Annotated in this window: 21 protein-coding genes; 14 read left to right on the top strand and 7 right to left on the bottom strand. The window is 60.3% G+C overall.

The features are described 5' to 3' along the window. Positions 1 to 183: hypothetical protein (locus ACQY6C_RS07030; protein ID WP_427966712.1), on the bottom strand; the 183-nt coding region annotated here is incomplete at its 3' end. Between ACQY6C_RS07030 and ACQY6C_RS07025 the strand changes: the two genes are divergently transcribed. Then, the gene (locus tag ACQY6C_RS07025; RefSeq protein ID WP_427966703.1) at positions 156 to 560 is read left to right on the top strand and encodes a DUF6232 family protein; all 405 of its coding nucleotides are present in this window, start codon (positions 156 to 158) and stop codon (positions 558 to 560) included. The genes ACQY6C_RS07030 and ACQY6C_RS07025 overlap by 28 nt on opposite strands. Positions 561 to 650: 90 nt before the next feature. Next, positions 651 to 1,229: a hypothetical protein gene (locus ACQY6C_RS07020; RefSeq protein WP_427966700.1), complete on the top strand. Its 579-nt coding sequence runs from the start codon at positions 651 to 653 to the stop codon at positions 1,227 to 1,229. A gap of 412 nt (positions 1,230 to 1,641) precedes the next feature. On the opposite strand, the gene ACQY6C_RS07015 is transcribed toward ACQY6C_RS07020, so the two are convergent. Beyond that, positions 1,642 to 1,902 carry a hypothetical protein gene (locus ACQY6C_RS07015; protein ID WP_427966697.1) on the bottom strand — a complete coding sequence of 87 codons (261 nt, stop codon included), beginning with the start codon at positions 1,900 to 1,902 and terminating at the stop codon, positions 1,642 to 1,644. Between the two features lie 381 nt (positions 1,903 to 2,283). On the opposite strand from ACQY6C_RS07015, the gene ACQY6C_RS07010 reads away from it, so the two are divergent. The 3 genes from ACQY6C_RS07010 to ACQY6C_RS07000 are packed head-to-tail and all read left to right on the top strand — an operon-like array spanning position 2,284 to position 5,990. Beyond that, positions 2,284 to 3,675: a glutamine synthetase family protein gene (locus tag ACQY6C_RS07010; protein ID WP_427966695.1), complete on the top strand. Its 1,392-nt coding sequence runs from the start codon at positions 2,284 to 2,286 to the stop codon at positions 3,673 to 3,675. Between the two features lie 28 nt (positions 3,676 to 3,703). After that, positions 3,704 to 4,999 carry an aspartate aminotransferase family protein gene (locus ACQY6C_RS07005; RefSeq protein ID WP_427966692.1) on the top strand — a complete coding sequence of 432 codons (1,296 nt, stop codon included), beginning with the start codon at positions 3,704 to 3,706 and terminating at the stop codon, positions 4,997 to 4,999. After that, positions 4,992 to 5,990 (top strand): phosphotransferase enzyme family protein, encoded by a 999-nt coding sequence (locus tag ACQY6C_RS07000; protein WP_427966689.1) that lies wholly within the window; start codon positions 4,992 to 4,994, stop codon positions 5,988 to 5,990. The genes ACQY6C_RS07005 and ACQY6C_RS07000 overlap by 8 nt, the downstream gene beginning before the upstream one ends. 12 nt (positions 5,991 to 6,002) lie before the next feature. Here the strand turns inward: ACQY6C_RS07000 and ACQY6C_RS06995 are convergent, their stop codons facing one another. From ACQY6C_RS06995 to ACQY6C_RS06985, 3 genes are all read right to left on the bottom strand, one after another. Continuing rightward, positions 6,003 to 7,508 carry an aldehyde dehydrogenase gene (locus ACQY6C_RS06995; protein WP_427966686.1) on the bottom strand — a complete coding sequence of 502 codons (1,506 nt, stop codon included), beginning with the start codon at positions 7,506 to 7,508 and terminating at the stop codon, positions 6,003 to 6,005. A 12-nt stretch (positions 7,509 to 7,520) separates the two neighbouring features. After that, positions 7,521 to 8,345, bottom strand: a complete 825-nt coding sequence (locus ACQY6C_RS06990) for a type 1 glutamine amidotransferase (protein ID WP_427966683.1) — start codon at positions 8,343 to 8,345, stop codon at positions 7,521 to 7,523. 338 nt (positions 8,346 to 8,683) lie between these two features. Further along, positions 8,684 to 9,409 carry a GntR family transcriptional regulator gene (locus ACQY6C_RS06985; RefSeq protein WP_427966680.1) on the bottom strand — a complete coding sequence of 242 codons (726 nt, stop codon included), beginning with the start codon at positions 9,407 to 9,409 and terminating at the stop codon, positions 8,684 to 8,686. Positions 9,410 to 9,583: 174 nt separating this feature from the next. Between ACQY6C_RS06985 and ACQY6C_RS06980 the strand changes: the two genes are divergently transcribed. The 9 genes from ACQY6C_RS06980 (at position 9,584) to ACQY6C_RS06940 (ending at position 22,630) form a co-directional block, all read left to right on the top strand. Then, positions 9,584 to 10,885: an NAD(P)/FAD-dependent oxidoreductase gene (locus tag ACQY6C_RS06980; RefSeq protein ID WP_427966677.1), complete on the top strand. Its 1,302-nt coding sequence runs from the start codon at positions 9,584 to 9,586 to the stop codon at positions 10,883 to 10,885. A 45-nt stretch (positions 10,886 to 10,930) separates the two neighbouring features. Next, positions 10,931 to 13,264 carry a TonB-dependent receptor gene (locus tag ACQY6C_RS06975; protein WP_427966674.1) on the top strand — a complete coding sequence of 778 codons (2,334 nt, stop codon included), beginning with the start codon at positions 10,931 to 10,933 and terminating at the stop codon, positions 13,262 to 13,264. Beyond that, on the top strand, positions 13,261 to 14,421 hold the full coding sequence (locus ACQY6C_RS06970) for a hypothetical protein (RefSeq protein WP_427966672.1): 1,161 nt from the start codon (positions 13,261 to 13,263) through the stop codon (positions 14,419 to 14,421). The genes ACQY6C_RS06975 and ACQY6C_RS06970 overlap by 4 nt, the downstream gene beginning before the upstream one ends. Positions 14,422 to 14,436: 15 nt before the next feature. Further along, positions 14,437 to 15,582, top strand: coding sequence for a serine hydrolase domain-containing protein (locus ACQY6C_RS06965; protein ID WP_427966669.1), 1,146 nt, complete (start codon positions 14,437 to 14,439; stop codon positions 15,580 to 15,582). Between the two features lie 146 nt (positions 15,583 to 15,728). After that, complete coding sequence (locus tag ACQY6C_RS06960; RefSeq protein ID WP_427966709.1) at positions 15,729 to 16,841, top strand: acyl-CoA dehydrogenase; 1,113 nt, start codon at positions 15,729 to 15,731, stop codon at positions 16,839 to 16,841. 2 nt (positions 16,842 to 16,843) lie between these two features. Beyond that, complete coding sequence (locus ACQY6C_RS06955; protein WP_427966666.1) at positions 16,844 to 17,995, top strand: CaiB/BaiF CoA transferase family protein; 1,152 nt, start codon at positions 16,844 to 16,846, stop codon at positions 17,993 to 17,995. After that, positions 17,980 to 18,126, top strand: a complete 147-nt coding sequence (locus tag ACQY6C_RS06950; RefSeq protein WP_427966663.1) for a hypothetical protein — start codon at positions 17,980 to 17,982, stop codon at positions 18,124 to 18,126. The genes ACQY6C_RS06955 and ACQY6C_RS06950 overlap by 16 nt, the downstream gene beginning before the upstream one ends. A 44-nt stretch (positions 18,127 to 18,170) precedes the next feature. Then, positions 18,171 to 19,574: an aspartate aminotransferase family protein gene (locus ACQY6C_RS06945; protein WP_427966661.1), complete on the top strand. Its 1,404-nt coding sequence runs from the start codon at positions 18,171 to 18,173 to the stop codon at positions 19,572 to 19,574. Between the two features lie 488 nt (positions 19,575 to 20,062). Beyond that, positions 20,063 to 22,630, top strand: coding sequence for a cellulase N-terminal Ig-like domain-containing protein (locus ACQY6C_RS06940; protein WP_427966659.1), 2,568 nt, complete (start codon positions 20,063 to 20,065; stop codon positions 22,628 to 22,630). A gap of 17 nt (positions 22,631 to 22,647) precedes the next feature. On the opposite strand, the gene mgrA is transcribed toward ACQY6C_RS06940, so the two are convergent. Both mgrA and ACQY6C_RS06930 read right to left on the bottom strand, forming a co-directional pair. Then, positions 22,648 to 23,721: an L-glyceraldehyde 3-phosphate reductase gene (mgrA, locus tag ACQY6C_RS06935; RefSeq protein ID WP_427966656.1), complete on the bottom strand. Its 1,074-nt coding sequence runs from the start codon at positions 23,719 to 23,721 to the stop codon at positions 22,648 to 22,650. Positions 23,722 to 23,869: 148 nt separating this feature from the next. After that, on the bottom strand, positions 23,870 to 25,555 hold the full coding sequence (locus tag ACQY6C_RS06930) for a GMC family oxidoreductase (RefSeq protein WP_427966653.1): 1,686 nt from the start codon (positions 25,553 to 25,555) through the stop codon (positions 23,870 to 23,872). Position 25,556: the final 1 nt, after the last annotated feature.

Raw genomic sequence — 25,556 nt, 5'->3', positions numbered from 1 at the left:
TGCTTTCGGATTTCTCCCGGAACAATAGTATTGGCGCCGCCAGAGGGGAGCAGGCAGGCAGTCACGCGAAAGGGTCATAGCTTCGAGCGCGGCAGACTGGAGAGCGGGCTCGAGTTTTGGACGGATGAAATGGACAAACTCAGTTTGGAAGAGCTTTGAACCAGGCCGGTGATCTTCTTCCATTCGAAGCTGACGGATTGTCAATCGATCGGGACTTTGTGCGATGTGGCAGTACAGTCATCAACACTTCGAAGATCAAGCGCCTCCACCGTAGTGAGGCGCAGTCTGGCCGCACTCGCGTTTTTGCGGCGTGGGCTGTCGCAATGGCAACACTTTTGATCTGGCTGGCTGCGCCAGTTAGCAACGCTCCGCTTTTGTTTTGGGTGTTAGTTCCTGGGGGCTATGCATTCTACAAGCAGAGACATCCCAGTCCGATCCGTTATCGAATTTGGATTAACACCGGGGGGTTGGCTAGTATTTGCGTCATTGAGACGGAAAATCGTTCGACCGCTGATCACGTGCACGGATTGCTTGAGGCGGCATTGCTTGGCAGACCGTGAAACGGTGATTGCCTGGCCGAGATAGTCAACTGTTGAGTTCTCTTGTGCCCTTCTTCGATATCTTCTGAACCTAAGATATGACCTTGCAAGTTGGACTATGTCGCGAGGCTCAAGTTGGTTTCGAATACGCAACTAGATAGCATTGCCGAGCAGATTGACCATGCTCGATTGGTGGTGAGCGAGCTGGAGAATGGGTTCTATGATTTTGCCCGCGCCTTGTTCGATTTTCACGCAAGTGATCCATCAGCAATATCGATGCTCCTTGAGCACACCGACTTGAGTCGCAGGCAGCTCTACAATCTGTTGGACGTAGGCGAGTTCATAACCAATCATTCCATTTCGAAGCATGACGCGATTTCGGTCGGTGCGACGAAATTGCAGATTATCGCCCGCCACGTTCTGGGTCGTGCCGAAGTCTCGGCAAAGCAGGTTAGTGAGATGATGATTCTCGCTAGGGCTACCAAGTCGCGCAAACTTGCGAGAGCCTTGGCCGGAGCGAACCCCCGCGAGACGAAGGCTTTCGTTTTTCATCTGGACAAGACGGAGACATCCCTGCTTCGTGAAACGCTCATGCAATTTGGTGCGCGGCGAACTAAGAACGGAGGGCTAACAAGGAAGGAGTATGCGTTGAATGGGTTGCTTCGCGAGGCTTGGCGCGAAATGGAATGATGCGTCTCGATATCCCTGATTTCACCTGACTATACCATAGAGGTGGGGGTAAATTTGGGGGTAACATATAACTTAAGATTCAGAAACATCTTCTCTAAGAGATAGTTAGGATGTCAATAAGAGTCCTCTTCTGGGCACCATTTCTTTAACCGATTGAAACACATAAAGAAAACGACAGTATTTAAGAACTCACATTGGTTCTCCAAATTGATGTCTCTACTCGTCCTTTCTATTCCCTTTCAGTACCTACGGACCCTAGGCGCTCGACTCTCGATTCGTCCTCGATCATCCCATCGTTGAATTTTTGCGGGCCTTATTGCGGGCTTCCAAGAAAACCACATTTGGGGGGCGCATTTCTGCTTCAGCCTGACCCACTGTCTCTTGAGCGTCTCGTGCAAGTGCGACAAGGGTTTCACGGCACGGAGCTTTGAGTTCTGCCTGCCGTTGGTGAGACCGATACGTCGGGGAAGATCCCCCCTATTAGAATGCTCGCCGCCGTACGATGTGCCATGAGATGCGTAGCGTCGATCATGATCGCGTTGGGCTCACCGGCCTCGCCAGCCAATTCGGCGAAGCTGCGATTGAACACGCCCACATCGCTCCAGGGAATGAAGCGGTTGTAGATCGTCTTGCACGGGCCATAACCCCTCGGGCATCGCGCCACATCAGCCATGCTTGATGGCGTAGGCGATCCCCGACACGGTCCGCCGGTCATCGACTCTCGGGATGCCGTGCGACAACAGGAAAGAGGCTCGACCCGGTGCACTTGCGCAGCGGTACATTCCATCGCCAGATGTCACCCGCATGGTGGTGATGCTTGAGATCCGATATCCGCTGCAACTTATCTGCTTCTCGAACGCGGATATGACTTCTGTCGCGGGAGGGTGCGCCATGTGGGGGCTGGTTCGCATTGGACTGACACCCCTATTTTGCGGCATATCCCAGTCGTGATCGCCATGTGCATCTTGCTTGACACATTTGAGTGCGCAAAATAATGTGATCACTAAATTTTAGCTTATCGCCGGATTGTCGGCAAAATTCACGATTAGGAACCATGATGCCCAGTGCCCCGCGCATCGCCGAACCTTCCGAGGCGGCTGATTTTCTGGCTGCGAATCCGGAGATCGAATTCATCGAAGTGATCTTCACGTCGATGGTTGGGGTGCCGCGTGGAAAGCGTATTCGCCGCTCCGAGTTGCTCACCATCTATGAGAACGGACGGCTTTTTCCCGGATCCATGCTGGTAATCGATGTGACCGGACAGGATTGCGAGGAGACGGGCCTGGTCTGGGGTAATGGCGATCCCGACTTCGTGCTGCGTCCGGTGCCGGGCACGTTGGTGAAGGCGCCGTGGCTGGGCGATGATGTGGCACAAGTGATCACATCTATGTATGATTTGGACGGCGTGCCCAACGATCTGGATCCGCGCCATGTGCTGCAGCGGGTGCTGGACCGGTTTGATGACATCGACCTGACGCCCGTCGTGGCGTGCGAGATCGAGTACTATCTCGTCGATCAGATGCGTGGCCCTGGTGGAGAATTGCGTCCGGCGGTCGCTCCCGGCCAACCAGGCGCACCGGAACATGTTGATGTCTTCAGCCTGCGCGAATTGCAGGACTTCGCCCCCTACTTCAAGGAACTATGGCGCTTGGCCGATATCCAGGGAATCCCGCTGGAAGCGGCCATCTCCGAATATGCTGCAGGCCAGGTTGAGCTCACTTTGCACCATGGCCCCGATGCCCTACGCGCCGGAGACGAGGCGCATATGTACAAGCGGCTCGCACGCGGGCTTGCTGCCACGCAGGGAATGGAGGCGACCTTCATGGCCAAGCCCTTCACCCATTCTGCTGGCAGCTCCATGCACCTGCACTTCAGCTTGAACGATGCAGCAGGCGAAAACATCTTCGCCAGCGAGGACCCGCAGGGTACCCCGGTGATGCGCCATGCAATCGGCGGTCTGCGCGAAACACAGGCAGAAGCCTTCGGTATCTTCGCGCCAAACGCCAATTCCTATCGCCGTTACCGCGCCAATTCCTATGCCCCCACCGCGCCGATCTGGGGCGTGAACAACCGCTCGGTATCCTTGCGTGTGCCCGCCGGTCCACCCAAGTCGCGCCATGTGGAGCATCGCTTTGCTGGCGCCGATGCCAATCCCTATCTGGCGCTCGCTGCCATGCTTGCGGGTGTCCACCACGGTATCGTCAACGAGATCGATCCCGGACCGCCGGTGGAAGGTGACGGCTACAAGGCTGCCGCCGATTCCACGCATCAGGTGCCGGGCAATTGGTATGCGGCGGTCGACGCTCTGGATAGGTCGGTCATCTTGCGGGATTATCTTGGGGCACGATTCGTTGACATGTACTGCGCCGTCAAGCGCATCGAGCAGGACCGCTTCTTCAGCGAAGTCACTTCGCTCGATTACGACTGGTATCTCAAGACGGTCTGAGCTCCGCAGACTGCAACAGAGCCTGCATTTGCGAACCGTCCCCCATGATCCGTCAGTCGAGGCCCTCGTCCGGCGGCGCGACGCTGCCTTCGGGAGGGGCACAAAGCTGTTCTATGACACGCCCCTGCACCTCGTCCGCGGTAAGGGAGTGCATGTGTTCGATGCAGGCGGACGCCGATATGTCGACATGTACAACAACGTCCCCTGCGTGGGTCATGCCCACCCGCGCATTGTCGAAGCGATGGCGGCGCAGCAGGCGACGCTGAACACGCATAGCCGCTACTTGCACGAAAGCGCGATAGAACTGGCCGAAAGGCTGACCGGCCTGCAGCGCGTAACCGACTGCGCGATTTTCAGCTGCAGCGGTACCGAGGCGGTGGAGGTGGCGATGCGCATGGCGCAAATCGCCACCGGCGCGCGCGGGATTGTCTGCACCAACCACACCTATCACGGCAACAACGCTGTGGTGGGAGCGCTGACCAACCTCGGTGAGGACGATCGCAGCCATCCGCACTTGCGTGCGTTTCCCTTTCCGGAATCGCTGCGCCCGATCGCACCAGGCCTTTCGGGAGCGGAGCTGGCCGATGCCTATGTCGCACGTCTGGGCGCCGCGATTGACGATCTGAAAGCCAACGGATCGGGCTTCGCCGCGCTGATCCTGTGCCCGATCCTTGCCAACGAAGGGCTGCCGGATATTCCGGACGGCTTCATGGAAAAGGCTGTTCGCCTGGTAAAGGCAGCCGGCGGCCTGATCATCGCAGACGAAGTGCAGGCAGGCTATGGCCGCACTGGGCAGTGGTGGGGCTATGATGCCGTGGGGCTGGTCCCCGACATTGTGGCGACCGGCAAGCCGATGGGTGCCGGGCTGCCGCTGGCGGCTACCACCGGGCGCCGCGATCTGATCGAGGGATTTCGAGCGGAGACCCGCTATTTCAACACCTTCGCTGCCAGTCCCTTGCAAGGCGCGGTTGGTCTGGCAGTGATCGACGTGCTGGAATCCGAAGGGATGATCGACAACGCCCGCGAAGTGGGGGCGCTGTTGAAGGCTGGGTTGACCGAGCGCGCAAGGCATTGGGATGTGCTGGCCGATGTGCGGGGCACGGGTCTTTTCCTAGGTGCCGAATTCGTCGATGCCAAAGGCGAGCCGGACAGCGCACCGGCCTCCGCCGTGGTAAGCGGATTGCGCGAGCGGGGCTTTCTCACTTCGATCGATGGCGCATTCAACAACATGGTGAAGATACGCCCGCCGCTGCCGCTGCCGATCGAAGAGGCGAATGCCTTCCTCGATGCCTTCGACGCAGTGATGCTTGACCTGCATGGCTGATGCCCTGAACATCGACCGCTACGCCGATGCGGCAGAGGCAGCGAGCGAAGCGTTCGGCGTGCAAATTGCCGAGCTTGATCCAATCTCGAACACCGAGAATGTCGTCTTTCGTCTGCGTGAGGCCGGAACTGGCCAACTTTACGCCCTGCGACTGCACAGGCCCGGCTATCATGCACTCGATACGCTGGAATCGGAGCGAACCTGGACCTCCGCCCTGGCGGAGCAGGGGATGATCGTTCCCACTGGGCGCCGGGCGTTGAGTGACGCGTGGTATGTGCGCGTTCGGACGCCTGACCCCCAAGGGATGCGCTATGCCGGACTGACGACCTGGCACGAAGGGCAATTGCTGGGCCGTGTCATCGGATCCGAGCATGGGCCGGAAAGTTGGGCCTGGTTTGCGAGGTTTGGCTCGCTCCTGGGTGAACTGCATCGGCACACCGAAAACTGGGCCATTCCGGCAGGCTTTTTCCGGCATCGGCTCGACATCGATGGACTCATGGGTGAAGCACCGTTCTGGGGCCGCTTCTGGGAATCAACCCTGCTCGATGACGATGAGCGCGCGCTACTGTCTTCCGCGCGGAAGTGGGTAATCGGCCGGTTGGAGGAATTGCAGCGGCGTGAGGCCGGCTTCGGCCTCATCCATGCCGATCCCCATCTCGATAATGTCCTGATCAGCGGAGAACGACTCGGCCTGATCGACTTCGACGATTGTGCCTTTGGCTGGCAGGCTTTTGACATGGCAGTGGCATTGCACAGCAGCTGCGACCATCCGGATTTCCCCACGATCCGCGACCATTTCCTGGCCGGCTACGAGCTACAGCATGGCATGCCGGGCGATATCCTGCAGCAACTCGAACTGTTCCTCCTGATCCGCGAGCTACAACTGGTAAGCTGGCGCGAAGCGCGGCCGGACAACCCGGAAAATCTCCACAAGGCGCAGTGGATGCCCCGGCTTGTAAAGAAGATCGAGCGGGCGCGGGCGAGCCGGTAGGCTCTTGTCCATCTATGCGAAAGTGTAGCTGACGGCCTTCAGGTCGCAGTATTTCTCCATCGCGTGCAGGCTGCGGTCGCGGCCATAGCCGGACTGGCGGAAGCCGCCGAAAGGCATGGTTATGTCGCAGCTGTCCCAGCCGTTGATCCATACCATGCCCGCCACCAACGCATCGGCGAAGCGATGGGCGCGGGTCATGTTCGCCGTCCACAGGCCTGCTGCCAAGCCGAACCGGGTGCCGTTAGCGATAGCCAGCGCCTCTTCATCATTGTCGAATGCCGAGACGCAGAGCACTGGTCCGAAGATCTCGTCCTGCGCCAGCGGATGATCGGGTGGCACGTCAGCGATGATCGTGGGCAGCATGTAGTAGCCTCCGCTCTCCGCACGGGCGATTTCGCCGCCGCAGGCGATTCTCAAGCCGTCGGATCGGGCGTGCTCGACCTGCGCCATCACGGCGTCGAGATGTCCCTTGCTGGAGAGTGCGCCGAGGCTGGTGCTTTCGTCCAGTGGATCGCCGGGCCGGATCGCATCCGCCACAGCAATAACCCGGTCGAGCATGGCATCTGCGATGGAGCGTTCGAGCAGCAGGCGCGAGCCCGCCGTGCACACTTGTCCCTGATTGTAGAAGATGCCCCACGCCGCCTGTTCGGCCGCCTTGTCGAGATCGCTCCAGTCAGCAAAGACGATGTGCGGGGATTTTCCGCCAAGCTCCAGGCTCACTCGCTTCAGATTACTCTCTGCAGCGGCACGCAGCAATTGTCGGCCCGTGCGCTCCGATCCGGTGAAGGCGATCAATTGCACATCCATGTGCCGCGCCAGTGCATCGCCCGCTTCATGGCCAAGGCCGGTGACTATGTTGAGTACCCCTGCGGGAATGCCAGCCTCGATCGCTGTCGCGGCAAGCTTCAGTGCGCTCAGCGATGTCAGCTCCGATGGCTTGACCACCAGCGTATTGCCCGTCGCCAGCGCTGGCGCGATCTTCCACATCGCCAGGTGCAGGGGGAAGTTCCATGGCACGATCACCCCGATCACGCCGAGCGGATCATGCACGGCATAGGACAGGCGAGAGGCGGGCGATGCGCCGACTTCGCCGTACACCTTGTCGATGGCTTCGGCATAGTAACGCAGCGTATTGATCGCTTGCGGCACGTCGAAGCTGCGCGTGGCGCTGATTGGCTTGCCGGTATCGATACATTCGAGCAGCGCGAATTCTTCCGCCTGCTCCTCCATCAGGCTGGCGAAACGGAGTAGCAGCTGCTTGCGCGCGTGCGGGGCCATGCCGCGCCATGCGCCAGAATCGAATGCCGCCTTGGCGCATGCCACCGCGCGATCGACCTCCTCGACATCGCAGCGGGCAATGCGATTGATCTGCGCACCATTACGCGGGCTGACATTGTCGAGAGTCTTGTCATTTGCCATTGGGCGAAACGCGCCGTCGATGAAGGGGCGCGGCGGGATGGCCGCAGCCAGCTCGGCAATACGCGCGAGCGGCGTTTGGAGATGGGAAGTGTCGGCCATTTCTCTTAACCTTCAGCCGAGGTGCTGCAACCAGTTGCGCAATTCGGTGCGCCGGGTTGGCCCGTGGAGAAGATCCGAATCGATGCCCAATCGCCAGGCGACCGGGGCATCCGGCGGCGCAGCGTCCGCCGCGCGCAAGTCGGCGATGTGATTGTCGAGTGCCGCTCGGGTATCGAAAAAGGCCGTGCCAACCATGTCGTCGCCATAGCCTTCGTATATTTCCGCAAGGTGCGGCAGGTCGAATTCCGGATGGTATTGAACGCCCCAGGCGACGCTACGCCCAATGGGGATCAGCGCGGCCTGCACCGGGCAGCGGCTGTTGGTGGCCAGCAACACACTGTTGTCGGGCAAGCGCGCCACGTGGTCGTAGTGAATGCAAGGTGCATCGAAAGACTCGGGGCGACCCGCCAATAGAGCATGAGCTCGTCCGGCATCAGTCGGGACAATCTTTCGCGCAACTCCCATTTCCGCATGGGCGTTGCTTCGTTCGACCATACCGCCACCGGCCACAGCGCATATTTGCAGGCCCCAGCAACTCCCGAAAATGGGTGTACCGGTATCTGCCACTCGCCGTACCCATTCGACCTGGCGGGTTACCTCTGGCAGATCGTCATAGGCGTGCAGGGCCGAACCGGAGATGACGAAGCCATCGTACCATTCAAGTGGCCTCTTTGGCTCCGCACCCTCGTCTGCACCGAACAGCACATCAATGTGCAGGTCCGGGTCTTCGGCAAGCAGGGAGCGTTCATAGACGCCCGCCGTGGTTTCCTGGCCAAGGCGTGCTGCCCGTTCGCGAGCGGGAAGGTTGCTGCCTTCCATTAGCAGGATCTTTTTCAATCTCGACCTCTTTGTGTGATCACATTATCTTGCCTTCGTTCAAACGCTTTTGCAACAACAAGTGCCAATTTCGTGATCACAAGAAGGATGGGGCTACCAAACTCCTGAGGCGCTGCAAGTTGATCACCGTCGGGGCGAGCATTGGTTCGCTGTTCGCGCCAGGTGCGTTGTTCGCGGACAAGGGGGGCTGCGCGTTGTTGCGCCACGCCTGCGCGGCCCAAGTGGTTCTACTATGCTACGGTGGAACTTGGGCCGGGGAACCGCGGAGAATCCGGCTGAAAAGCTTTCAGTCTTGCGGTTCCGCAGCCCATGAACCGGCTTGGCGGACGAGGGCGCGGTCAGGTGCGCTTGCCTGCCTTGCCCTCTGCCTTCAAGGCGGCGTTGAAGCGGATTAACTCATTGCCAATATGGGTAATTCCATCCCTGATGTCCGCCTCGATCGCGATCCGCAGGCCGGTACGATTGCGGGCGCGCAGCGCATCCAATGCTTCCACATGGCGGTCGATCGTGAAGTCGGGGCCGATCTTGACCAGCGCCTGGCGCAGGAAGGGTCCGATCTGCAGCCACAGCGATTCGATCAGTGGCAGGAACACCGAGTCGGGTTGCGCCGAATACAGCGTCCGGTGGAAGGCGAAATTGCAGGCCAACCAGCGATCATAATCTCTTGAGATGACGCACTTGTCGATTTCGGCATCATGCGCCGCCAGCTCTTCAATCAGGGCATCGTCAACATGGCTTAGCGCGCGTGACGCAGCCTCTGTTTCCAGTGCGACACGGGCCGCCACCAGGTCATCGAACCGCTCCGGCGACAAAATCGGGATGCGCAGACGGCGATTGCCGAGCAGCTCGACCGCGCGCTCAGCAGCCAGCCTGCGTAGCGCCTCGCGAATCGGCATAGCGCTGACGCCGAGGCGATCGGCGAGCCCGCGAATCGTCAGTGGCTCGCCCGGCGCAATGCGCCCGAGCAGGATGTCGGTGCGCAGTTCGCTGTAGACGCGCTGCTGGACGGTGACGCCTTCCGTACCCGAGTCGGATTTTTCGCTCTCGCTAGGCAATTGTAACACCTCGAAACAATTCAGGCCGTCAGAATGTGATGCCAATTTGGTTGTTCTATCCCAAGAGCAGCGGCGTTGACAACTAGTCGATTCACAAATATGTGATCACATTATTGTGTCGATTGAGGCAGCCCCTCCTCCCTTGGAACTGGTGCGGGCGACAACTTGGAAACGATTTGAAATATGGAATGCACGCCCATCCGCGAACCTTACGCCGGAATGCCCAGCTATTACGCAGCTACCGCCAATGAAGCAGCAGAACGACCTCAGCTGCTGGGTGAGGAGACTTGCGACATTGCCGTCGTGGGGGCCGGCTTCACAGGAATGTCCGCGGCGATCGAGCTGGCTGAGCGCGGGTTCAAGGTTATTGTGGTCGAGGGCGAACGTGTCGGTTGGGGCGCTTCGGGCCGCAACGGCGGCCAGCTGGTCAATGGCTACAGTCGCAAGCTGGCTGAAGTGCGCAAGCATTACGGAGCCGATGCTGAGCGCCAGTTCGGCGAAATGGCGCGCGAAGGTTCGGACATTATCCGAGAGCGCGTCGCGAAGTATGGCATCGAGTGCGACCTGCGCGATGGCAACAGCATCGTAGGGATGCACGGGGCGCACCTGCGCTTCCTGCGCGACCGGGTCGAAGAATGGCATCGCCACGGCTGCTCCGATGTGGAACTGCTGGAAGGCGACGAGCTTCGCCGCATTATCAACTCCGACCGTTATGTCGGCGGTTACTACGACCCGCGCGGAGGCCACATGCATCCGCTGAATTATGTGCTGGGAGAGGCTGCCGCTTTCGAGAAGCTGGGCGGCCGGATCTTCGAACATTCGCGCGTCACTCATGTCGATCGCTCGGCAAGGCCGGTAGTGCACACTGCCAAGGGGAGCGTAAGTGCCAATAAGGTCCTGGTATGCGGTAACGCCTATCTCGGCGACGCCGCGCCCGACCTGTCGGGCCGTATTCTGCCGGTATCCAGCCAGATCATCGGTACAGAAATTCTTGGTAAGGAATTGCTCGATGAGCTGCTTCCCGCAAACGCTGCGATGGAAGATGCACGCTACATTCCCGACTATTACCGGAGGACGGCTGATCACCGCATTATTTACGGCGGCGGATCGGTTTACGGCGGTGTCGATCCGGCAAACATCAAGGCCAAGATCATGCCGCAGATGCTGCAGACATTCCCGCAGCTGAAGGAGGCCAAGATCGAGTTCGTCTGGTCGGGCAATTTTGCTCTGACGATGACGCGGTATCCGCAGGTCGGGCGCGTCTCCGACAGCGTCTATTATTCGCAGGGTGACAGCGGCCATGGCGTGACCACCACGCAGATGCTGGGCCGTCGCCTCGCCGAAGCGATCGATGGCCAGCTCACCAAGTTCGATGTGTTCGCAAAGGTTCCATACATCCCATTCGTAGGCGGGAAGCACCTGCGAGTGCCCTACTGCGTCCTGGGCTCCTGGTACTACGGCATTCGTGACAAGTTGGGCGTCTGAGTGCCTCGGCTGGACAGGTATTTACTACATTCAGGGAGTAATCGCATGCGAGTTGGTTTAGCTATTGGCGCTTCAGTCTTTGCCATGATGGCGAATCCCGTTTTGGCGCAGGAGGTCTCCGCTGCGCAGGAAAGCCTCGCAGCCGAGGACGCTCCCATCGTCGTAACGGCGCAGCGGCGCGAGCAGAATGTGCAGGATGTACCGATTGCGATCAGCGTGGTGTCGGGTGATGCGCTGCAGGAGCAGCGCGTCCGTACGATCGACCAGATTGGCCAACAGGTTAGCAACACGCAGATCTATCAGGACAAGGGCGGTAGCCAGCCAAACTGGACCATCCGCGGCGTTTCGCTGTTCGATTTCAACGTCAACAACAGCCCGTCCACATCAATCTTCATCGACGAGGTTTACCAGCCATCTTCGGTGATGGGTTCGGGCGGGATCTTTGATCTCGAACGTGTCGAAGTGCTGCGTGGACCGCAATCCGGCCTTTATGGTCGCAACTCGGTAGGCGGTGCGGTGCAGATCATTTCACGCGAAGCCCGCCCCGGTGATAACGATGGCTATGTCAATCTCGATTACGGTTCATGGCACCGCTATCGCCTGGAAGCCGCACAATCGGTTTCGCTGGGCGATAACACCGCTGTTCGGCTGGCGGTGCTCAACGATGGCAGCTTCGGCGGTGGCTGGCAGGATAGTGTGACCGGCGGCCGTGATTGGGGCGAGCCGGACAGGCTGGCCGTGCGCGGTATCCTTCGTTCCGAAGTGGGCGCGCTGACAGCGCGGCTGAAACTCTATTATGCACGCGACAAGAGCGATACCGTTCTTGCGACTGCATCGGGCGCCTATTCACCCACGTTCGATTTCTGCGATGCGGTCCTCGCGGGCAATCTCGACCAGGCGAATTGCCTGACGCTGGCGCAATTGATCGATCCGACGCTGGACGGTGCCGGTGCGCAGAGCGACGATGGAACCCGAGTACTTTCGCAGCCGATCAACCAGCTGGACAATGAAGAACTGAGCGCGACGCTCAACCTGTCGGTCGATCTGGGTGCGGTCACCATCACATCGATTACAGGCTACACCGATTTCGATTTCGGCTTCGATTTCGATTACGACGCCAGCCAGCTCAATCTCGGCGGATGGACGGAACAGGCTGGCCTGCGCAACTTCAACCAGGAATTGCGCATTGCCTCACCCTCGTCAGGCGATTTCCGCTGGCAGGCCGGCATCCTCTATACGAATTACCGGTTCAACGAGTTCAAGGAATTCAACTGGACCGACAACCCACTGCTGTTCGATACATTCAACCCGATTTTCGGCCTGGACTACCAGGACCTGTTCCTCGACGTCACCTACCGCCAGAAGACTCGCTATTGGGGTGTTTACGGCCAGTTCGACTACGATATCACGCCGGACCTCACCTTTAGCGCTTCGCTGCGCTATTCCGACGAAAAGACAACATATCGCGAAGGCCGCATCGGTTTCCAGTCGATCACAAGCTTCCCGGCTCCCGGAGGTATCGACCTGATCCCGGTCGGCGCCATGGATCGCGATTATTCGCTCGGCGACCATTGGACCGGGTCGGCGACTCTTTCGTATCGGCCAACCGATGATTCCATGCTCTACGCCACGATTTCGCGCGGCTACAAATCCGGGGGGGTTCCAGGCGGATTCCCGCAGACTACGGAAGATACGATTCCCTACGATGAGGAATTCGTCCTCAACTTCGAAGGCGGCTTCAGGACCGAATGGCTAGATCGCGCACTGCAAGTGAACGGATCGATCTTCTATTACGACCATGACGATATCCAGGCGTTCACTACACTCCCCAGTACTCTCACGCCTGGGCAATTTGCCTTCCGCCTGACCAACATCGGCAGTGGCTACAACTTCGGCGGAGAACTGGAAGTGGTGGCGCGGCCCGTCTGGGGCCTGCGCCTGGGGGCGTCGATCGGCTATCTCGAAACGAAGATTACCGACAGCGACAAGGTCTTCTTCTCTTTCGATAACCAGGCCATTCCGTGGAAAGGCCAGCGGCTGGATTACGCTCCGACCTGGAGTGGTAATCTGTTTGTCAGCTATACTGCGGACGTGAGCGAAACCAGCAACCTTACCGTGGCGGGTGACTACAATTTCCGCTCGCGCCTGCGCTACGCCCAGACCGCGGTTGATGAAGCCCTTCGCGGGGTGGCTGGCTATGGTGTGGCCAATGGCCGGATCACACTGGAAGACGACGCCGGTTGGTCTGTCTCGCTGTGGACCAAAAACCTGTTCGATAAAGCCTACGTCTCAGATGCCAGCAATGATGGCGTCGGCAGCTATTACCGTACCTTTGGAGAACCGCGCTCGGTCGGGGTCGCCATGGGCTTCCGCTGGTGACGGGTTCGCTGCCTGACTCAGTGCAGCGGCGCATCGATATTGCCGCGGCGATCGGGTACGGAATCTGCGGTGTCGCCGTCCTGTCGCTGCAGCCCCTCGCGTTCGGCCCGCTGGTCGAAGCGGGGCGGCTAAGCGAGAGCAATCTTGGCGCGATTGCCGGGTTGGAGACCGCGGGACTGGCGCTGGCGTCGGCATTGCTTCCCGGGTGGATCAGCGGAATGAACATCCGCCCCAAGCTCGCGCTGCTGGCTGTTGTGGTGCTGGTGTGCAACCTGCTCACACCCTATGTAGGCTATTCATCCGGTCTCTGGCTGACCCGGCTGATTTGCGGGTTTGCTGAAGGTGGCGTCTTGGCTGGTGCCTTCGTCGTTCTGTTCCATTCCGGAAAGCCCGACCGGATGAATGCGCTGTTTCTGGCTGTGTCGAACACCGTCATTGCTTTCATATCCTACATGGTGCCGACCGTGATCTTGCCCGAATTCGGCACGTCTGGTCCCTTTTCCGTGATGGCGGGCCTGGCGCTGTTGGGGTTTCTTGCGGTCATTGCCATAGGCCACAAATCCGAACCCATGCCCGCGCCTGCCAGCACCTGGCGCAGTTGGCCCTTAGCGACCTGGCTGGTGCTGGCTGGAATCGTAAGCCAGAACGCGGGCGTCGTATCGGGCTGGGTGTTCCTTGAATCGACAGCACGCGCGGCAGGCCTTGGCGCGCAACCGCTGGCGCTTTCAGCCTCGCTCGGCATCCTGGCGCAGGTCGGTGGGGCTCTGGCGGTGGCATTGATCGGCTACCGTCTGCCTTCGGGCAAGACGCTGGTGATCGGCGGTACCGTGCTCGCCTTGGCCATCCTGTGGCTGGGACACCCGACCAGCGCTGTGACCTTCATCCTCCCGAATGTGGTGATGGGGGCCTGCTGGCTGGCGATGCTGCCGCTCTCGATCAAGCTGGTATGTGAGATAGAACGCAAGCACCATGCGCTCTATCTCACCGCCGCAGCGCAGTTGCTGGGCATGAGTCTGGGTCCGCTGATCTCCTCGCTATTCGTGTCGAGCGATACGGTGAAGCCGGCCTATTGGGTCGGCCTTACCCTTGCCATGCTGGCCGTAGGGGCTTTCGCCTTCGCTGCCATTTCACCCGACCGCGTTCGTCGTATCCTGTAGACAAGGGCAAACGAGATGGATTGGACTACTCGCGACATTGGCCTCTTCAGAGGAGTGCCGCAGGCTGAAAACTTCCGCCGCATGGCCAGTGTCACGCCTTGCCGCCGGATCAATCGAGCTGAGGTTGCCCATCCATTTCCGGAAGGTGATGCCATGTTCCGCCTGCCGCAGTATTTCGATGCGCTAGGAGAAACGCACGACCTCGCAGCCTTCCTCCAGGATGTGACCACCACAGGCCTGATGGTGCTGCACAAGGGCGAGAAGGTCTACGAGAACTACTGGAACGGCAACCGCGCCGATACACAGGTCGCGATCTTCAGCTGCACCAAGAGCTTCGTCTCCACGCTTGTCGCCTGCGCTTTGCGTGACGGACATATCGCCAGTCTCGACGATCTAGCCGACAAATACGCTCCCGAACTGAAGGGCTCGGGATATGAAGGCGTGCGGATCGAGGATATCCTGCAAATGTCTTCCGGCGTGCGCTGGAACGAGGATTATGGCGATCCCGATTCCGATGTCGCGAAATTCGCCGCAGCCTATCTCGAGCCTGCATCCTTCGATGAGGTATGCGCCTCGCTGCCGCGCGAACATGCGCCAGGCACATATAACCGCTACAACACTTGCGACACGCATGTGCTGGGCATGGTGGTGAGCCGTGCGGTTGGCCAGTCGCTGACCGATTATCTGCAGCAACAGATCTGGGATGTCCTCGGCATGGAGGACGATGCCTTCATGCTTGTCGATGGCAAAGGCGTGGAGGCTGCGGGGATGGGCCTGCAGGTGACGCTGCGTGATATGGCCAAACTGGGCCAGCTGATGCTGCGCGGCGGGCTTTCCCCCGATGGAGCGCAACTATTGCCCGATGGCTGGATTTCAGGTTGCTCGACTGCCAGCAAGTCCCATCTGAGGCCCGGAAAACGCCCCAATGCCAGTTACCCCTGGGGTTATGGCTATCAATGGTGGTTGCCTGACGACAGCGGCGCCTTCAGCGCCTTGGGGGTCTATCACCAGATGATCTGGGTCGATCCGGTTCGCGACGTCGTGATCGCCAAGACTACCGCCTATCCTGCATTCGGGCAGGACCATGACGATGAGAATCGGGTAGACGCCCTGCATTTCGCTGCCTGTCACAGCATCGCCAAAGCTGCGGCTGGAAAGTGAAACCATGATCCGCGCTGACCTATTTGCAAATGGTCGGGGGGAGTAGCTGCGTGAGTGGCGCTACTGCAATCGATCGGCCTCAACTCGCGCCGTTCTCGTGGGAAGATCCCTTCCTGCTGGATGACCAGCTGGCGGAAGACGAGCGCATGATCCGTGATGCCGCGCGCGCCTATGCGCAGGACCGGTTGCAGTCGCGCGTCATTGACGCCTATCGCGACGAGACGACCGATCCGGCGATCTTCCGCGAAATGGGCGAGCAGGGCCTACTGGGGGTGACAATCCCGGAAAGCTACGGGGGGCTCGGCGGGTCCTATGTCTCCTATGGGCTGGTTGCGCGTGAGGTGGAGCGAGTCGACTCCGGTTATCGATCCATGATGAGTGTGCAGTCGTCGCTCGTGATGTATCCGATCCATGCCTATGGCAGCGAGGAGCAGCGCCAGCGCTATCTGCCGGGCCTTTCAACCGGCGAACTGATCGGCTGCTTCGGCCTGACCGAACCCGATGCCGGTTCTGATCCCGCTGCGATGAAAGCCCGCGCGGTGAAGACGCCGACTGGTTATCGCCTCTCAGGTTCGAAAATGTGGATTTCCAACTCTCCGATTGCCGACGTCTTCCTGGTTTGGGCGAAGTCGGACGCGCACGAAGGTGCGATCCGCGGGTTCATTCTGGAAAAAGGGCTCAAGGGTCTGTCTGCGCCGAAGATCAAGGGCAAGCTATCATTGCGCGCTTCCATAACCGGAGAGATCGTGATGAACGATGTCGAGGTGGACGACGATGCTTTGCTGCCCAATGTCGAGGGACTCAAAGGGCCGTTCGGATGCCTCAACCGCGCGCGCTATGGCATCGCCTGGGGCGTGATGGGCGCGGCTGAATTCTGCCTCCACCAGGCGCGGCAATATGGTCTCGATCGCCGCCAGTTCGGGCGGCCTCTGGCGCAAACCCAGTTGTTCCAGAAGAAGCTCGCCGACATGCTCACCGAGATAGGGCTGGGACTGCAGGCGGCGCTCCGGACCGGGCGAATGCTCGACGCAAACCACGCTGCCCCCGATCTCATATCGCTGATCAAGCGCAACAATAGCGGCAAGGCGCTGGATATAGCCCGGCTGGCGCGCGACATGCACGGTGGCAATGGGATAAGCGAGGAATTCCAGGTGATGCGCCACGCGCAGAACCTGGAGACGGTGAACACCTACGAAGGCACGCATGACATTCATGCGCTGATCCTTGGTCGGGCGATCACCGGGCTGGCGGCATTCTAACGATGCCTGGCGACAACACGCCCCTGGCAGGTCTGAAAGTCGTCGAACTGGCTCGCATCCTGGCTGGGCCGTGGGCGGGGCAGACACTTGCTGATCTTGGCGCCGACGTGATCAAGGTGGAAAGCCGGGCTGGCGACGATACCCGTACTTGGGGCCCACCCTTCATCGAACAGGAAGGTGGCCGTGCCGATGCAGCGTACTTCCATGCTTGCAATCGAGGCAAGAAGAGCGTGCTGGCCGATTTTCGCGACCCGGAAGATCTCTTGTTCGTAAAGCGCCTGATCGCCGATGCGGACGTGGTGATCGAGAACTTCAAGCTGGGTGGCCTCGCGCGCTTCGGGCTCGATTACGCGGCGCTGTCGGCACGGCAACCCGGCCTTATCTACTGCTCGATCACCGGCTTTGGTCAAACCGGACCCTATGCTGCGCGCGCCGGATACGACGTGATTGTGCAGGGGATGAGCGGGATGATGGACCTCACCGGCGATCCGGATGGATCGCCGCAGAAGATCGGGGTGGCGCTGGCGGATATCATATCCGGCCTCTATGCCGCGATCGGAATCGAGGCGGCACTGCTCATGCGCGAGCGCACCGGACAGGGCCAGCATATCGATATTGCCCTGCTGGATTCGATGGTTGGCGTGCTGGCGAACCAGGCGCAGAACCTTTTTGCTACTGGCACACCGCCTCGGCGTATGGGCAACGCCCATCCCAATCTCGCCCCATATCAGCCGTTTGCCGTTGCTGATGGGCATTTCATACTGGCCGTCGGCAACGATGCGCAGTTTGCACGATTGTGCGACATCCTCGGGCGTCAAGAGCTGGCTAGCGATCCCGCCTATGCCACCAACGCCAAACGTGTGACCAATCGCGACAGCCTGACTGCGGAGCTCGGATCCTCGCTGGCGGGATGGAGCATGAAGGATGTTCTCGCCGCTTGCGAGGATTCTGGCGTGCCAGCGGGGCCGATCAACAGCGTGGCAGAAGTCTTCACCGATCCGCAGGTGGTGGCACGCGGGCTGCGGATCGACCTGCCTGGCGGCACCAGCGGTGTACGCACACCGATCGGTTTCAACAATGCGTCCCTGCGGCTGGAGGATCCGGCACCCGCGCTCGGCCAGCATGATGAGGTGATCCGATGCGACACCGCCTGACCGTCGCTGTCATCGAATGCGGGCTCATCGGCCAGAGCTACGGACGGACTGCACTTTTCTTGGCCAGCGACAGCGTCAGTTTCGTGACTGGCGCGGCGTTGCCGGTGGGTGGCGGAGCCAGCGCCGGATGACAGCCTTTCCTGACATAATCGAATCCCAGCCAACGGAGCACACCATGACCGAGACTCTTTTAGCCAAGGACCAGCGCAGCCTTTTCCACGCTGTCTCGTCCATTGCGGACACTGCCAAAGCCGGCCCTTTCGTGCTGAGCGGCGGAAAGGGGAGCACGGTGACCGACGAGCATGGCCGCGACTATCTCGACATGGGTGCCGGCCTGTGGTGCGTGAACATTGGTTATGGCCGCGAGGAGGTGGCGGATGCCGTGGCGGAGGCGACCCGCAAGCTCAGCTTCCAGCACCTGTTCGGCGGTGCTGCTTCGACCCCTGCGATCGAGCTGGCGGACCGTTTGTTGGCGCTGTTCCGCGCCCGCGCCAACGCCCCACATATGGCGCGGGTCTTCTTCGGCTCATCCGGCTCCGATGCCAATGACACCGCTTACAAGATGGTGTTGTATTACCATAATCTGATCGGCAAGCCCGATAAGAAGAAGGTCATCTCCCGGCACGGAGCCTATCACGGGCTGACTTATGCTGCAGGGAGCCTGACCGGCATTCCCGCCTATCACAAGGCATTCGACATGCCCGCCCTCGACATGCTGCATGTTGACGCACCGCACTATTATCGCGGCGCCAGGCCTGGCGAGAGCGCGGCCGATTTCGCGGCCCGCAAGGTGGCCGAACTGCGCGCGACGATCGAACGGGAAGGGCCCGAAACGATAGCCGCCTTCTGGGCCGAGCCGGTGATGGGCACGGGTGGAGTGATCCCGCCCCCGCAGGGCTATTTCGAAGGTGTCCAGCAGCTCCTGTCGGAGCATGACATCCTCTTTGTGGTGGATGAGGTGATTACCGGGTTCGGCCGAACAGGCGAGTGGTTCGGCACCGGTCGTTATGGTCTCAAGCCCGACATCGTCAATCTCGCCAAGGGGCTGACAAGTGCCTACCAGCCGCTATCAGCGACCATTATCGGCGACCGTATCTGGAACGTCCTCGAAAGCACATCACCCGATGTCGGCGCGTTCATGCATGGCTTCACCTATTCCGGCCACCCGGTGTGCTGCGCCGCAGCGCTGGCGGTGCTCGAAATCATGGAGCGCGAGGAGATCGTCGATCCGGTCGCTGCCAGGAGCGAGCGGTTGCTGTCCGGTCTGAAGGCGCGGCTGGAGGGCTATCCTTTCATCGGCGACATTCGCGGCGCGGGGCTGATGGTCGGCATCGAATATCTGGCCGATCCTGCCACGAAGCGGGATTTTGCCGGAATGGCCGGTCACAAGATCGTGGCTGGCCACGCCCGCGACGAAGGCGTGCTTTCCCGCGCGCTGCCGTGGATGCCGGTTACTGCATTCTCGCCGCCGCTTGTCATCACGGATGCCGAACTGGACGAGGCGATCGAGCGCTATGCGAGGGGGGCTGAACGTGCGCTTCCGCAACTGGAAAGCGCTGCGGCGGCAAACGCCCCCTAGCTGCAACTCGGGAGGAAACGATCCCTCCAGACAGTTCGAACTGGTCATCTTCGGCGAGCGGTTTCGTCGAGCCACTGCCTGTGTGGGCGGCGGTCTTGCCGATGCAGTTCCCGATCGCCAAAGCGCCAGGGAGAACCCGGCGTGGGCTTAGCGTGACAGCACGGAGAAACGGCAGACTTCCTACAAGTCGACAGAGGACCAATTAGGGAAGGTGGGGGTGACGGAGTCATCTTCTGGCACCATCGGTTTAAGAAATTGAAATAACGTGAGAAAATGACGAATTCAGAGAGCTCGCATTGGTTCTCCAAACTGCTGTCTCTGCTCGTCTTTCTTACATGATTTCCGTTGGTTGGTTTGACCGCCCCCTGCGCAGACCTGGCGAAGGATCTCCACCTGCTAATGATCTTCGTCGCGGTCATGCAGGCTGGACATTGCGCGGTAGCGCCAACACCTTGCATCCGGTGATTCGAAACTTGGGGATGACTACGGTGAGGAAGATCAGATCGCTGCTATTGGCTGCTTGCCTGCCACTGATCGGGGCAGCAGGCCCGGAAGAAACAAGCGACCTGCAGCTTGACCTGGACAAGGCCTACCTCACAGCATCCGGGCTGGATGTAATCGTATTCGATGACATCTATCCTGACGGTCACCAGACCGGGGTCACGATAATCCAGCATGGCAGGCGGGTAGCGGCCAATGGCGATCTCCGTCTCGAGCCAACACCTGGCCAGTGGAGCCCTATGCCAACTTCGGTCGGCAAGCGGGCGATTGATGCGGAAACGGGGACGATCCGCCAGACCTTGCGCTATCCCGATCCGGCCAAGAACGGGCGCAGTTTCAACCCGATCTTCTATCCCGATCTGGACCTCCAATATTCTGTCACGGTCGCGCCCGCAGGCGGCAACAGTTTCCGCATTACAGTGGATCTTGCCGAGCCACTGCCGCCCGAATGGGTCGGACGGGCTGGCTTCAACATGGAGCTGTTTCCGGGCGAGCTCTTTGGCAAGGCGTGGTTGATGGACGGCAAGTCCGGGCTATTCAGCCCACAGCCCGAGGGGCCGATGATTGGGCAACCGGGAGGGACCGTTCCGGTGCCACGCAACATGCAGTCAGACGGGCCGGTGCAGAATCTCAACGACCAGGCCCTGGCGGCGCCACTGGCGACCGGACAATTGTTGACTGTTGCGCCTGAAGACGCGCTGCGCAGGATTGCCTTCCGCAATGCCGGTTCGGGAGAGCTGCAGCTGATCGACGGCCGCGCGGCGCACAACAACGGCTGGTTTATCATCCGTACGCCTATTCCCGCCAATGTGACCGATGGCGCTGTAGAATGGATCGTCACGCCGAACACCGTCGATGACTGGACCTACGCCCCGGTCATCCAGGTCTCGCAAATCGGCTACACGCCCGCACAGCCCAAGCGGGCCGTGATTGAACTGGCGCAAGGCAGCGCGCCGGAAAACGAAGCGGTGCTGTACCGACTGACCGCGCAGGGCCGCGAACGCGTCAAGGCCACAAGGCCAGTGCGTTGGGGCGATTTCCTGCGCTATTCCTATGCAAGTTTCGATTTCAGCGAGGTACGCGAACCGGGCCTCTATGAAATTGAGTATGGAGCCACGACGTCCCATCCGTTCCGGATCGACGGGCAAGTCTATGCACGCCACGCCTGGCAGCCGACGCTGGAATATTTCCTTCCAGTCCAGATGTGCCACATGCAGGTCAACGAGAAGTATCGCATCTGGCACGGGCTTGACCATCTCGACGATGCGCTGATGGCTCCGGTCTCGCTCAACCACTTCGACGGCTATGTTCAGGGGGATGAGACGCTCACCTCCTTTGCGCCGGGCGATATCGTTCCTGGGCTCGACCGGGGTGGCTGGCACGATGCCGGCGATTACGACCTGCGGGTGGAATCGCAGATCGGAACGGCCTGGATGCTCGCCAAGATGGTAGAGGAATTCGATCTCGATTATGATGCTACCACCATCGATCAGCAAAACCGGCGGGTCGAGATCCACAGTCCCGACGGGGTCAATGACGCGATCCAGCAAATCGAGCATGGGCTGCTTTCGGTGCTGGGCGGGTATCGCTCTCTCGGGCGCCTTTATCGCGGGATCATCACGCCAAGCCTGCGCGCCTACGCCATGCTGGGTGACGCGGCCAACCACACGGATAACGTTCCCAAACGAACCATCGATGGCCTTGGTGTCGACAACAATGGTGACCCGATCCGGTGGGACGATCGATGGGTCTTCACCGAGGATAACCCCAACCGGGAGCTCTATGTTGCCGGGGGACTGGCTGCAGCCGGGCGAGTTTTGCGCGATCACGGATCGCCTTTGGGGCAAGAAGCGATCGACGCCGCGATCGAGATCACGGACAGCGCGCTCGATCGCGCGACCAATCTCTCGAACAAGGTCTTTGCTCTGGCCGAATTGGCCGAGGCAACCGGCAAGCAAGCCTATATCGACCAGCTGGTCGCACGAGAGCCAGAGATCCTTGCTTCCATCGGCGATGCGGCCTGGCGATTGGCTTCCATAAATAACCGGCTACCGGCGGGATTTCGCGGTCGGCTCGCAGCAGCGGTCGCCGATTACCAGCGGGGCGTCGAATCGAGTGCGCAAAACGATAGTCCCTATGGCGTTCCCTACCGGCCCGCGATCTGGGGGGCGGGATGGACGATTCAGTCGCTCGGCGTGCGTCAGTGGTTCTTTCACAAGGGGTGGCCAGAGGCGACCTCGACCGACAGCTTCCTCAACTCGCTCAATTTCGTTCTCGGCGTACATCCGGGCGAAAACACGGCGAGTTTCGTTTCTGGCGTCGGCGCAAAGTCGGCGCTGGTGGCCTATGGCGTCAACCGCGCGGATTGGTCGTACATTCCGGGCGGGGTGATCTCTGGCACCAATCTAGTTCGCCCGGACCTGCCCGAGTTGAAGGATTGGCCCTATTTCTGGCAGCAGGGCGAGTATGTGATGGGCGGGGGCGCGACCAATTACATGTTCCTCGCTCTTGCCGCTGACGCGCTTTACGCTCCCGGCAAGGGGCAAGGGCAGTGATCCGATACGCGTGACGCCTATCGAGGGTGTTTGCGACGCGGCAACTCAGTTATCGAGGATGGGCCGCGCCACAAATCGATGCCGCTGTCCCGCGCATGACGGTCAATCTCGGCAAGCTCTTTGACTGAGAATTCGAGGCATTTGAGCGCGTCGAGCGAATCGTCCAGCTGTTCCACCGTGCGGGCGCCGATGAGCGCGGAGGTAACGCGCGGATCGCGGAGCACCCAGGCAATCGCCATCTGCGCAAGTGTCTGTCCGCGTCGGCTGGCAATGGCGTCGAGCGCCCTCACACGTTCCAGCGCCTCCTCTGACAGAAGTTCCTTCGAGAACGATCCTTCTTCGCTCGCCCGCGATGCCTGGGGCACGCCGCCCAGATACTTCTTCGTCAGCAGCCCTTGTGCCAGGGGCGAAAAGCCGATGCAGCCAACGCCGAGGTCTTCGAGCGTGTCGAGCAGCCCTTCCTCGATCCAGCGATTCAGCATTGAATAGCTCGGCTGGTGGATCAGCAGCGGCACCTTGTGGTCGGCCAGCATCGCCGCCGCCTCGCGCGTGAGTTCGGGCGAATAGGAGCTGATACCGATGTAAAGCGCCTTGCCCTGGCGGTGGAGCTGGGCAAGCGCTCCGACCGTCTCTTCGAGCGGCGTAGTCGGATCGACCCGGTGCGAATAGAAGATGTCGAGATACTCGAGCCCCATGCGCTTCAGGCTCTGGTCGCAACTGGCAATGAGATACTTCTTGCTCGAACCGACATCGCCATAGGGCCCCGGCCACATGTCCCACCCGGCCTTGGAGGAGATGATCAGCTCGTCCCGGTGCGATACGAAATCGCTCGCCAGAACACGCCCGAAGTTTTCCTCCGCGCTGCCGTAGGGTGGGCCATAATTGTTGGCGAGGTCGAAATGGGTGACTCCCCGGTCGAAGGCCCGGCGAAGGATCGCGCGTCCGTTCTCGAACACATCCGCACCGCCGAAATTCTGCCACAGGCCCAGGGAAATCGCTGGCAGATCGAGGCCAGAAATGCCGCATCGACGATAGGGCATCCGGCCGTCGTAGCGCTCGGGGTCGGGAGTGTAGGGCGGAGGATAGGCCATGGGGACGGGTTTTCAGCCTCGGATTGAGTGGAAGAGCCGGTCGACAGTCAACAGGCCAGCGGTGGCAGGCCTGTCTTGGAGCAAGCGGGCAGAAGCGTCCTCGCCGCGAAACCTGTTTTCATGCCCCGCAAGCTCAGTGAATGACGCATCAGATCTTGCCCTCCTTGAGGAACTCGACCGCGTAGTGGGCGCCGCGTGCCGACATCGCCATGTAGGTAAGCGATGGATTCTGGCAGCCGCCCGATGCCATGCAGGCACCATCGGTGATGAACAGATTGGGCACATCATGGGCCTGATTGTAGCCGTTCAGCACCGATGTCGCCGGGTCCTTGCCCATGCGTGCAGTTCCCATTTCGTGAATGCCCAGACCTACACCGCCATAATGTTCGCGCGAGGTGATGTCGGTGCAGCCCGCCAATTCCAGCATCTCGACCGCATCGGCATTGGCTTGGTCGATCATCGCCTTGTCATTGGCGCCGAGCGCGCATTCGATATGAGGGACGGGAAGACCCCACTTGTCGACTGCCGTCTCGCTCAAGGTGATGCGATTTTCCGGATTGGGCAACATCTCGCCGAAGCCCCCAAGCGAAAGCGTCCAGGGGCCCGGTTTCCGGAGACTTTCCTTCAACTCTGCGCCGATGCCGCCGGTCCAGTTGCCACGTTCCCAGCTTAGGCGCAGCCCGCGCCCCTGGAATCCATAGCCGCGGGTGAACCCATCCGCCTCTTCGGTAACATTGCGGTAGCGCGGGATGTAAAAGCCATTGGGCCGGCGACCATGGTAGTAGGTATCGAGATGCCCCGGATAGGTTCCGCTCGCACCCATGCCGGAAATGTGGTCAATCAGATTCCGGCCGACCATGTCGGAGCGGTTGGCCAGACCTGTCGGGAACTGTTCGGATCGCGAATTGAGCAGGATTTGCGCAGTTGGTAGCGTTGATGCGCAGAGAAAAACTACGCGGGCTTCGTATGTGCGGCCTTCCTTGGTGTTCGCGTCGATAACTTTGACGCCGGTCGCCTTGCCCGTCTTGGGATCGGTGACCACGCTGTGGACAATCGCATCGGTGACGATGGTGAGATTCCCGGTGCGTTCGGCAGCCGGCAAGGTTGCCGAAAGCGACGAGAAATAGGCGCCGTATGAACAGCCGCGTTCACAAAGCGAACGATACTGGCAGGGCCCGCGACCGAGTTCCTGCTGTTCCTCCGTCACTTCGGTCAGATGGGCACAGCGGCCGGTAATCAGGCGCCTGGTCGGATAGGCCCCCTCCAGCTTGCGGCCGAATTCTTCCTCGACTGGTGTCAGTGGCATGGCCGGCAGGAATTGCCCATCGGGCAGTTGATCGATCCCGTCGCGCGAACCGGATATCCCGGCAAAGCGCTCTACGTGATCGTACCAGGGCGCCATGTCGGAATAGCGGATCGGCCAGTCGACGCCGTGTCCGTCCCTGGCGTTCGATTCGAAATCCATTTCCGACATGCGGTAGGACTGCCGCGCCCACATGAGCGATCGACCGCCGAGGTGATATCCGCGAATCCAGTAAAAGGGTTTGTCTTCCGGGAAGGTGTAGGGATGGTCGCTATCCTTCGCCCACCAGCCCTTGTTGGCAGTCGAGAAGGCATAGCATCTCGACTGGATCGGATAGTCCTCGTCGATCTCCTTCTCCGAGACCAGGCCGTAATTATCGAGCTCCCAAGGATCAAGCGTGTCGGAATAATCGACCGCATGCTCGATCTTCATCCCTCGTTCGAGCACAAGGACCTTGAGGCCGGCCTCGGTCAGTTCCTTGGCCACCCAGCCGCCGCTCATGCCCGAGCCTACAACGATCGCATCAAACATC

The organism is Altererythrobacter sp. (assembly GCF_050299635.1).
Taxonomy (GTDB): domain Bacteria; phylum Pseudomonadota; class Alphaproteobacteria; order Sphingomonadales; family Sphingomonadaceae; genus Erythrobacter.
Note: the sequence above shows the minus strand (reverse complement) of the source record. Positions and strands in the feature narration are given on the sequence as shown.